6 protein-coding genes are annotated in these 11058 nt (G+C 59.9%); 1 reads left to right on the top strand and 5 read right to left on the bottom strand.

Annotation, left to right across the window (positions count from 1 at the left end; all coding sequences use genetic code 11):
• Positions 1-31: 31 nt before the first annotated feature.
• The 3 genes from ACYVHT_RS04455 to ACYVHT_RS04445 form a co-directional block, all read right to left on the bottom strand.
• Positions 32-2476 (bottom strand): efflux RND transporter permease subunit, encoded by a 2445-nt coding sequence (locus tag ACYVHT_RS04455; RefSeq protein WP_460548392.1) that lies wholly within the window; start codon positions 2474-2476, stop codon positions 32-34.
• A 136-nt stretch (positions 2477-2612) separates the two neighbouring features.
• Positions 2613-6041: a DUF7948 domain-containing protein gene (locus ACYVHT_RS04450; protein WP_460548390.1), complete on the bottom strand. Its 3429-nt coding sequence runs from the start codon at positions 6039-6041 to the stop codon at positions 2613-2615.
• A gap of 154 nt (positions 6042-6195) precedes the next feature.
• A complete protein-coding gene (locus tag ACYVHT_RS04445; protein WP_460548388.1) occupies positions 6196-7701 on the bottom strand; it encodes a glycine--tRNA ligase in 1506 nt (501 codons plus the stop codon).
• 314 nt (positions 7702-8015) lie between these two features.
• Between ACYVHT_RS04445 and ACYVHT_RS04440 the strand changes: the two genes are divergently transcribed.
• On the top strand, positions 8016-9419 hold the full coding sequence (locus ACYVHT_RS04440) for an inorganic phosphate transporter (RefSeq protein ID WP_460548386.1): 1404 nt from the start codon (positions 8016-8018) through the stop codon (positions 9417-9419).
• Between the two features lie 186 nt (positions 9420-9605).
• On the opposite strand, the gene ACYVHT_RS04435 is transcribed toward ACYVHT_RS04440, so the two are convergent.
• Together ACYVHT_RS04435 and ACYVHT_RS04430 are read right to left on the bottom strand one after the other, a co-directional pair.
• A complete protein-coding gene (locus ACYVHT_RS04435) occupies positions 9606-10091 on the bottom strand; it encodes a hypothetical protein (protein WP_460548384.1) in 486 nt (161 codons plus the stop codon).
• A gap of 116 nt (positions 10092-10207) precedes the next feature.
• Positions 10208-10702, bottom strand: a complete 495-nt coding sequence (locus tag ACYVHT_RS04430) for a DUF4385 domain-containing protein (RefSeq protein WP_460548382.1) — start codon at positions 10700-10702, stop codon at positions 10208-10210.
• Positions 10703-11058: the final 356 nt, after the last annotated feature.

Below are 11058 nucleotides of genomic sequence, written 5' to 3'. Positions count from 1 at the left end.
ACGAGACGCAAATATGCGTCTCTACATCGTTCTAGATTGAGTAATCGCCTTCGTAATCAGAGGCTTTGTGCATTTCTTTCAGGTTCAGGTCGGCGTCATCGTCCTCCTCGTGGTACGACTCGTCGTAGTGGCGAATGAGGGCGTTGGTATCCGTGTCGCCCTTGCCGTGCTCAAAGGTCACGAGCAGCGAGGGCAACAGTATCAGGTTGGAGAAGTTGGTTATCAACAGCGACGCCGACATTAGCATTCCCAGCGCCTTGGTGCCGCCAAATTCGCTGAAGGCGAAGATGCTGAAACCCACGAATAGCACGATGCTGGTGTATATCATGCTGGTGCCCGCCTCGCTCAGCGTGACGGATACGGCTTCGCGCACCCGGCCGCCGTTCAGCGCCATTTCCTGGCGGAATTTAGCCAGCAAATGGATGGAGTTATCCCCATCAATCCCCAGCGCAATCACGAAAATCAGGGCCGTGCTGGGCTTGAGCGCGATGTTGAAATAGCCCATGATGCCGGCCGTGAGAATCAGCGTGACGGCATTGGGGATAAGGGCAAAAAGCACCGTTTTGAACGAGCGGAAGAGGATGAGCACCACCAGACCCACCAGCCCGAAGGCCATGAACAGGCTGTCGCGCAGGGTGTGAATGACGTACTCGTTGCCCTTGGTGAAGATGATGGTCGTGCCCGTGGGGCGGATGTCCATGCCTGTGCCTTTGAAGATGCGATTCATCTCCGGGATGATTTTCGTGTTCATCAGCGTGTCCAGGTTTTGGGAGCCGATGTCGGCGATTTTCAGGCTGATGCGGGCTTTCTGGCTCGTGCTGTCGATGAAGGAGCGCAGCAGCTTGCTGTTCATGCCCGCCCCACCAGCCGAGCCACCCGAGTTAGCCAGCGCGCTGAGGATGAAGTTTTTTTCCGAGTTATCGGGCAGACGGTAAAACGACGGGTTGCCGTTGTAGAACGCCTGGGTGCTGGCCTTGAGGAAAGTCACCAGGCTGACGGGTGGCGACAGCTCCGGCTGCGTCCGCAGGTACTTCTCGAACTGGTCGATTTTTTCCAGGTTTTTCAGCTTGAAAAGGCCCTTTTTCTTGTGCGTGTCGACCTCGAATTCCAGCGGCATCACGCCATTGAAGTGGCTTTCGAAGAAGGCCAAATCGGAGTTCACGGAGCTTTTCTTGGGCAGGTCGTCCACCATGTACGACACGGCTTCGATGCGCGAGATACCGATAGCGGCGCCCGCCACCAGCACCAGCGCGGCGATGTAGACGGTGGGCCGGCGGTCAAGCACGAGGTGGTCGAAGAACTCCAGCAGCTTGGTAAGGGGCGCGGCGTCGAGGTGCTCCAGCTGCTTGGGCGTGGGCGGCGGCAGGTAGGTGAAAGCGGCCGGAATCAGGATGAAGCTGATAATGAAGGCCGCGAAAATGTTGATGGTGGCGACCAGGCCAAACTGGTAGAGAATGGCAATATCCGTGAAGGCAAACACGATGAAGCCCACGGCCGTGGTCGTGTTGTTCATCAGGGTCACGAGGCCGATTTTGCGGATTACCCGCGTCATGGCCAGCATCTGGTTGCCCGATTTTCGGTAGTCGTAGTGGTAGCGCGAAAGCAGGTAGGTACAGTTCGGGATGCCGATAACGATAATGATACTGGGAATCAGGCCTGTGAGCAGGTTGATTTTGAAGCCCAGCAGCACAATCGAGCCAATACACCAGATGACAGTGACGCCTACCACAATGAGCGGAAACACCACCGCCGACCACGTCCGGAAGAACACCAGTAGCGTAATCCCGGTCACAATCATGGCCAGGATAGTGAAGAATTTCATCTCCCCGGCCACTTTGCTCGTCATCGTGGAGCGCACGTAGGGCAGGCCGGCGTAGTGCAGCTTGATACCCGTTTTCTTCTCAAACTGCGCGGCGAAGCCCAGAATGTTGTTCATCACCGCCTGCCGCTTCGAGGAATTCAGGTACTTGGGGTCCATCGTAAGAGCCAGCAGCGTAGCCCCGGTGCTGGGGCTGATGAGCTGGCCCTTGTAGAACTCCACGCTGTTCACCACGCGCATCAGGCTGTCGAGCTCCTTCTGCGAGCGGGGTGGATTCCTGAAAATCGGGGCGGCCTTGAAGCTGTTATTGGTTGTGTCCTTCGTGATGTTGAGCAGCTTGCTTACGCTGAGCACGCCGTTCACGCCCTGCACTTTGGCCAGCGTATCGGTCAGGATGCGGAACTCATTGAAATTGCCCAGCTTGTACACCGAGCTGTCCTGCATGCCGATAACCAGCACATTGCCATCCTCGCCAAACGTTCGCTTGAACTGCTTGAAGTAGAGCATGTCCGGGTCCTGCTCGCTCACCACCTGGGCGAAGTCGTAGGTCATTTCCACGTCCTTGGCTTTGTAGGCCATGAAAACCGTGATGACGGCCAGCACCGCGACCAACGTGAGGCGGAATCGGATGATGAAGACGGCGAGCTTTTCCCACATAAAATCCTTGTAAAGAGGCAAAGTTACGTAAGCGCGGCGCGGGCGCGTTTTGCGCGCATCAGCCAACAACTAAAAACAAAACCGCTCCCGGGGGTAGGCCGGGAGCGGTGAGGCAATCTGGGAAACGAGGAAAGGGTTATTTCACGACCTCAAGCCAGCCTTTCCAGCTTTCGCCGGTGGCGCTTTCGAGGCGGTAGTAATAGAGGCCCACGGGCGTATTTTCATCGCCCCAGGTGCCGGCGTAATCCTTCTGCTCATACACCAGGCGGCCCCAGCGGTTGAAAATCTGGATATCCACTTTGCTGGTAGTCACAAAGGGGCGGAAAGTGTCGTTGAGCTTGTCGCCGTTGGGCGTGATGATGTTGGGCGTATCGAAGCCGCGCACGGGCACCGGCACAATGAGCGACGCTTCGCAGCCGGGGCCATAAACGGCCGTCAGGCGCACCTGGTAGGGCGTGGTGGTAGTGGGGGCCGTGTACACGTGCGTGGGGTTTACTTCGGTGCTGGTGGGCGTGTTGTCGCCGAAATCCCAGCGGTAGCTGGTGGCCCCGGTCGTGGTGTTGATGAAGCTAACCGGCTTGTTCACCAGATTGGGAGAGCTGGCGGTAGCGGCCAGCACGGGCGGCGTCGGAATGGTGAACTGCACCGAGTCGCGCCCCAAGCAGCCCGTAGGGTTCACTACGCGCACCAGGTAGCGGATATTCGTGGTGGGGCTCACCGTGATGGTGCGCCCCGTGAGGGTGGGCTGGCCGGGGGCCGTCCAGGTGTAGGTAGAGCCCGCGCCGAAATCCGCCACGCTCAGAGTGGTAGGTGTGCCGGCGCAGATGGTGCGGGCCGGGCCGGCCGATACCGTGAGGCGGGGAATAACTTTCACCGTCACCGTGTCGGTGGCCGAACAGCCGCCCACGTTAGCCGGCGTCGCAATCGTGATGGTGTACTTGGTTGTCACAGCCGGGCTCACCGTAATGCTGGCTCCCGTGCGGGTGGGTTGGCCGGGGGCCGTCCAGGTATAGGTCACGTTGGGCATCCCCGTCGATTGGTTGGTTGCCGAGAGCGTGACCGACGAGCCCACGCAGATGGTTTGGCGGGCGCTGGCGGCCACGCGGGGCTGCGGCACGGCATACACCGTCACGGTATCGACGGTGGTGACGCTCTGCAGGCAGTTGTTGGTATCGAAAACCGTGAGGCGCACGGCGTATTTGCCGGGCGTGGTGTAGGTGGTGGTGGCGTTGTTGGCCTGGGTGGAAGTCTGGCCGTTGCCAAAGTTCCAGAGCGTGCTGGTGCCGGCTGAGTTCGGCCGGTTGAAATAGAACGTGGCGGGCGTGCAAAGATTGGCCACCCGAACCGTGCTGGTGGAAGTAACCGTTGGCACAAACGTGGCCGTGAGCTGCAGCACGTCAATCTTGAACGCCGCATTGTTCCAGCTCGAGCCGTTGGTGGCCGACCAGGCATTGGGCGTGGTGGGCAGCACGCCCGTGCCTACGCACATCGACTGGTAGATAATGCCCCGCTTATCGAAGCGCGAAGTACCGCCATCGACGTGGGCCGAGCCGTTGCCGAAGAACGTGGCATACACTAGGTTCTGGGCATCGCCCGAAAGCTGGGCAATGTAGAAATAGCCAAAGCTGCCCGTGCCACCCGTGCTCCGAATGGCGTTGGGCGTCACGGGCATCCCGGCGTTGTTGCCGCCCCAGCCCGAAATCACAATCTGCCCGCAGTTGTCCACCAGAAACGCCGTGGGCGAAATCTGGCCCACCGTTCCGTTGCCGATGACCGTAGAATAGATGCCGGAGGTAAGCCGGGCATTCAGCTTCTGAATAAACTGCCGGCTATTGGGATTGCCGTACAGACCGGTGGTGATGGGGTACACGCCATCGGTCTGGCCGTAGGCATACACTTCGCCGCGCTTGTTGAGCTGCACAAAATAAGTCTGGTCGTAGCTGCTGGTGCCCAAGTAGGTGCTCTGCGCGAGGTCATCGCCGGCGGCCGAGATGCGCGACACGAAACCATCGGCCGAACCGCCCGAGTACAGCGACTTGAAGCCGGCAGCTGTGCCCGGGAAGTTGGCGCTGACCGTGCCACCGCCCACAAACACGTTGTTCACGCTATCGAGCTGAATCGAGTAGCCGGCATCGGTATTGTTGCCGCCCAGGTAGTTGCTCCACGTCAGCGCCGTGAGGCCGGTATTGAGCTTGGCCACCACGGCATCGGAAATGCCCCCGCCCGAGGTGCGCTGGAACGCCTGCGCCGTGGTGGGAAAGTTGGTCGACTGCGTGATGGAGGCGATGTAGATGTTGTTCTGGCGGTCAACGGTCACGTCGCCGCGGTAGTTGTCGCCGTAGTTGTTGTTCAGCACGCCGGTCACCTGGCCATCGTTCGCGCTACCGCCCAGGAAGGTAGAGGCCAGCAGCGTAGAGCCCGTGGCGTTCAGCTTGCTCAGGATAATGTCGGCCCCGCCGTTGGCCGTGCGGTCGTACGCCGTGGTCGAAGTCGGGTAGTTGGTCGAGCTGGTCGAACCCAGAATCACCAGGTTGCCGGCCCCGTCCACCACCAGGCTGTGGGGGTGGTCGTCGAGGTTGCCGCCGATGTAGGTAGCATACAGGCGGCTGGCCGGGCCGGTCGTGGCCGTAGGGTTATACTTGATGATGCCAATGTCCTGACTGCCCGAAAAAATGGCACTATACGCGCCCACCGTGGTCGGGAAGCCCAATGAAAACACCACGCCACCGGAGTACAGGTTGCCCAGCGAGTCGTAGGTAGCCGTGTAGCCGTAATTGCTGGCCGACGAGCCGCTGTAGCTCGAATACACCAGCACGGGGTCGATGACGAGCGGCAGGTCGTGGTTGTAGCCTTGCGGCAGCGCAAATTTCACGGTATTGCCGGCGCTCAGGGCGTACTCGCAGGCCACGCGCTGGCGCTTGCCTTCCACCAGTTGGTAGGCGTAGGGGCGCTGCTCCACCACGGTGCCCACGCTGGTCCCGATGTGCAGGGCCCCGTCCACCACGCTCAGCTTGGTCTGGCCGGCGTAGCGCAGGGCAATGCGCCGGGCGTCGGCCCCGGCGGCCACTTCAAAGTCGTATTCCAGCACCCGCTCCTTGCTGTAGAAGTGCAGGTCGATGCCGGGGTACAGGGCTTCGTAGCGCACCTCGCCGTAGCCAGGCACGTTGCTGGCCCAGCGGCTCTCGTCGTTGCCCAGGAAGTAGTTGTTGAGGCCCGGCAGCTGGGTTTCGCCCTTCACGGCTGCGTCCAGGTTGGCCCCCACAAACGTGGTGGAGTACGCGTGCGCCCGAATGCGCTCTTTGGCCGATGGCGCGGCCGTCTTGTGGTGCAGTTCCTCTACCTGCTTGCCGTCGTAAAGCGCCTGCACCAGCCGGCCGTGCTCCAGAAACAAGCGGCCGGAGGGCACGTCAGCGGCAAACAGTACCGGCTTGTCCCACTGCCGTTGGTTGGCAACAAACTCGATGGCGGTAGCCGGAGCCGGAGCCACTACGGTAGGCGGGCCCGCCAGTGCCGGCAGCGAAGCTAAAACAAGCCCAAGCTGCAGCGTAGTATTCGTTAGGTTCATAAAATGTGGAAAGGGAAAAAATGAAGCGTAAGGTTTTAATCAAAAAAGTCGGTCAGTTCGCTAAGCAAGAAGCTTACCGAACTGACCGACTTTTTTGAATCTGAATGAACTTTTTGTGAATTTATATTCGAAAGGCTCACCGTGCGCCTGCCTGCTATCCCAGCTGCTCGAAGATGCGGCGCGGGCTCACGGCCTCGCCGATGTAGGCGCGCAGCTCCGCAATGGCCATGCGGGTCTGCTCGCGCGAGTCGCGGTGGCGCACGGTCACGGTGTTGTCCTCCAGCGTCTGGCCATCCACCACAATGCAGAAGGGCGTGCCGATGAGGTCCTGCCGGGTGTAGCGCTTGCCGATGGCATCACGCTCTTCCAGCACGAGGCGGAAGTCGTACTTCAGCGCGTCGAAGATTTCCTGGGCTTTCTCGGGCATGCCGTCTTTGCGCACCAGCGGGAAGATGGCGGCCTTCACCGGGGCCAGGGCCGGGTGCAGCTTCAGGAAGGTGCGGGTTTTGGTTTGCTGGGCGTCGCCCTCCCCTTCCGTGATGGTTTCTTCCTGGTAGGCGTTGCAGAGCGTGGCCAGGAACAGGCGGTCGGCGCCCACCGAGGTTTCCACCACGAAGGGCACGTAATTGCCGTAGGCCTTGCCGGTGGCGGGGTCGATGTCGGCGTCGAAGTACTGCTGCTTCTTGCGGCTCAGGTTCTGGTGCTGGGTCAGGTCGAAGTCGGAGCGCGAGTGAATGCCCTCGATTTCCTTAAAGCCGAAGGGGAATTCAAACTCGATATCCACGGCCGCCTTGGCGTAGTGGGCCAGCTTATCATGGTCGTGGAAGCGGAGCTTTTCGGCCGGCAGGCCGATGGCCTCGTGGAACTTGCGGCGGGCGGCCTTCCAGGTGTCGTACCACTCGCCTTCGGTGCCGGGGCGCACGAAGAACTGCATCTCCATCTGCTCAAACTCCCGCATGCGGAAGATGAACTGGCGGGCCACAATCTCGTTCCGGAAGGCCTTGCCAATCTGGGCAATGCCAAACGGCACTTTCATGCGGGCCGACTTCTGCACGTTCAGGAAGTTCACGAAGATGCCCTGGGCCGTTTCGGGGCGCAGGTACACGGGCGGCGCGTCCGAGTCCACGGCCGAGCCTTGGGTAGAGAACATCAGGTTGAACTGGCGCACATCGGTCCACTTACCGGTGCCCGATACGGCGCACTTGATGTTTTCATCGATGATGAGCTGGCGCACGCCGGCCAGGTCGTTGGCCGTGAGCAGGCGGCCCATCTCGGCCAGCAGGGTTTCGGCGCGGGTCAGCTCGCCGTTTTTCTCGTATTCGGCGGCTTTTTCTTCGAGCAGCACGTCGGCGCGGTAGCGTTTCTTGCTGTCGAGGTTGTCAATCAGCGGGTCGTTGAAGCCCGCCACGTGGCCGCTGGCTTCCCAGGTGCGCGGGTCCATGAAAATGGCCGCGTCGATGCCCACCACGTTGCCGTGCAGCTGGGTCATGGCGTCCCACCACAGGCGCTTGAGGTTATTTTTCAGCTCCACGCCGTTGGGGCCGTAGTCGTACACGGCGGCCAGGCCGTCGTAGATTTCCGAGGACTGGAACACGAAGCCGTATTCCTTGGCGTGGGCCACGATATCTTTTAGTTGCGCGGGTTCTGATGCTGGATTCATGCCCGCAAAAGTAGGCCGATGCGGCTGAAGCTGAAACTTGTGCGTAGAAGGCGCAAAATCGGGCCCGTCGCCACGCTACTATTATAAGAACGTCATGCTGAGCGCAGCCGAAGCATCTCGCGTGCTGCCACTAATCCTTTCTCCCGCAACGATTGGTTTACGACTGCCCGCGAGGCGCTTCGGCTGCGCTCAGCATGACGTTCTTTTTTGATACCTGTTTCTGCTCACGTCACAATTCGGTAACATAGCGTCTGTAAGCAACCTGCCTACCTTTGGCCCATGATTACAATCAATTTCCCACAAAACCGCATTTTATGTTTGGTTTAGAACCTCACGTGCTTTTGCTTCTTGGCATTTGCCTGCTGGCGGCCTGCGCGTTCGAGTTCGTGAATGGCTTCCACGACACGGCCAACGCCGTGGCCACCGTTATTTATACCAACGCCCTGCGCCCCTGGGTGGCCGTGGTGTGGTCGGCGTTCTGGAACTTCATCGGCGTGTTTGCCGGCGGCATTGGCGTGGCCATGGGCATCATTTACCTGCTGCCCGTCGAAACGCTGGTCGACCAGAACGTGTACCACGGCATTGCCATGGTGGGCGCGCTCATCCTGGCCGCCATCATCTGGAACGTGGGCACTTGGTACTACGGCATTCCGGCCTCCAGCTCGCACGCCCTCATCGGCTCGATTCTGGGCGTGGGCATCGCCTTCTCGCTGCTGCCCGACTCGCGCGGCGCGGCCGTGAACTGGAGCAAGGCCGGCGAAACCGGCATTGCCCTGCTGGTCGGGCCACTGCTGGGCTTCGCGCTCACCATCGGCATGATGTTTTTGTTTAAGCGCTTCGTGCCCAGCAAGGCCATTTTCAAGGAGCCGCACAAGCGCAAGCCCCCACCCCTTTGGATTCGCCTCACCCTCATCACCACCTGCACGCTGGTGAGCTTTTTCCACGGCTCGAACGACGGCCAGAAGGGCGTGGGCCTCGTGATGCTGATTCTGATTGGCATCGTGCCCTTCCGCTTCGCCCTCGACGAAACCAAGAACCCGCTCGACCTGCGCGAGTCGCTGGGCAAAATCGAGTACGTCATCAACCGCGTCAACCGCGCCGACCTCAGCCCCAACGACCAGAAATCCCTCACGGAAATCCAAGCCAAAACCGCTGACCTGGACCGCATCTTCGAAGGCAAGACCAACGTGAAGGACCTGCCCCAGCAAGCGCGCTTCGAAATCCGCCGCGACGTGCTGCTGCTCGCCAACCAGTCGAAAAAGCTGCTGGCCTCGCCCAACGTGAGCCTCAGCACCCAGGACCGCAACATCTACGACGCGGCTACCAAGGAGATGAAAACCTTCACCGACTACGCCCCCTGGTGGGTGCTGCTGATGGTGAGCCTATCGCTGGCCGTGGGCACGATGATTGGCTGGCAGCGCATCGTGAAAACCATCGGCGAGCGCATCGGCAAGGAGCACCTGAGCTACGCGCAGGGCGCCAGCTCCGAGCTGGTAGCCGCCGCCATGATTGGCATCAGCACGCAGTTCGGCCTGCCCTCTTCCACCACGCACGTGCTCACCTCCAGCATTGCGGGCAGCATGGTGGCCAGCCGCGGCGTGAAGAACATCAACCCCGGCATGGTGCGCAACATTGCCCTGGCCTGGGTACTCACGCTGCCCGTCACCATGGTGCTGTCGGGCCTGCTGTTTCTGCTGTTCCGCGCCGTGCTCGGCTAAGCGCCCCGAACCTGGAAAACACAAAAAAGGCTGCCCAATCGGGCAGCCTTTTTTGCTGATAACCAAAACTGGAGTATGAGGCCCGTTTTGGGTTTGCGTTCCAGAAACGGGGATAACCGCCCTGTTTTTAGTTACTTATCCACTTATCCACAGAGAAAACCCGGGGAAATGTGGATAAACTCCGGCCTACTTGGGCCACTGCACCTCCATGTCGTCGTTGATAAACACGCCGAAATTCACGAATTGCAGCTCGCCTTCCTCGAAGTATAAGTCAATCATCGACTTCTCGTAGGACAGACGCACGGCGCCTTCTTCCATCGTTTCGAGTTCGGGCGTGGGCTGGTTGTGGCGGGCCATGATGGCCTTCACCTGGTCCACGCTCAGGCCGAAGATGGCCTCGCCGAAGAGGCGCATGTTGGGGTTGTCGGTTTCGATGCAGCTCAGGCGGAAGTCGTCTTCGCGGTCGAAGTAGAGCGAGAGCAGGTACTCTTCCTCGTGGTAGTTCCAGGCCTGGTGCTCGAAATCGTCGTCGTCGTCCGACTCCTCAATCTCCTCGGGCTCGCCCACGAGGGTGCGTACTTCGTCCATGGTGGCGCCGAAGCGCAGCGGGCCCATGCCGGTGCCCAGAATGATTTCGTTTTCCTCGATGCTGGAGGGTTGGGGGGTGCTCATGGGGTTGGGGTAAAGGATAGTAGGCAAAGGTAGGGCGGTAATGATTAGTGGTTAATGGCTAGCGGTTAATGATTGAGGATTCGGGCCATTAATTCTTACCCGTTAACCACTAATCGTTATTTCCCATACTTTTCCACAAACGCCTCCTTCTGCCGGATGTATTCCGGATTGGCCTTGGCCTCGTCCCACTTGCGCTTGAAAATGGCGGCGGCTTCCACCTTATCCACATCAGGGTGGGGATTGCGGGGCAGCTCGGCCCGGCCGTGGGCACCGCTCTGGCCTTTCTTGTCGTCGGGCACGGGGCCGTCGTATTTCTTGCCGCCTTTGTGGTTGGCGTAGCGCCGGGCCCGGGTGAAGCCCATCTGGATGAATTTGCGGGCCATGTCGGCCCCCACAAAATCGTGGGCCTTCAAATACGCCTCAAACAGGCCGTGAATCGTCTCCGATGACTCCCGGGCCGCCGCCGCGTCTTTGAAGCGCCAGTGGGGCAAAATTTCGCCCTTGTAGGGCTGCACCAGCAGCACGCCCTGCTCGCCCCGCCCTACGCGGTACAGCTCCGGGTGCTGGCGGAAATCCGTGGTGTGGAAATCGAGGGTGTAATCGAACGGCATGGCGAATAGGCGCAAGGGTGGCTTTAGCCCTCTTTACGCACTTTTCCACAAAGCGGCAGGGATAACCCGGGGCTTGCGCTGCTTTGCGCACCGGCTGCTCCAATTTTTAGCGCGAGGGCCGCTGGGCAGGTTTTTCGAAAACCACGGGCGCCGGGCCCGAATCGGAGGAATGTCTTTTCCCGGTTTTCCCCACTTTTATTTTTTGATTAAATTTTTTTCTAAAAAACTCTTTTTGTTTCCACTCATTAGGTCGGTTGATAAGTGGAAAAGCCCAAAGGGTTATCCCCAGCGTGGATAACGTGGGGGAAACGACAGTCTTATCCACGCACTATCCACCGGCATTGTGGAAAATAAAG

This window comes from Hymenobacter daeguensis, from assembly GCF_054780555.1.
Note: the sequence above shows the minus strand (reverse complement) of the source record. Positions and strands in the feature narration are given on the sequence as shown.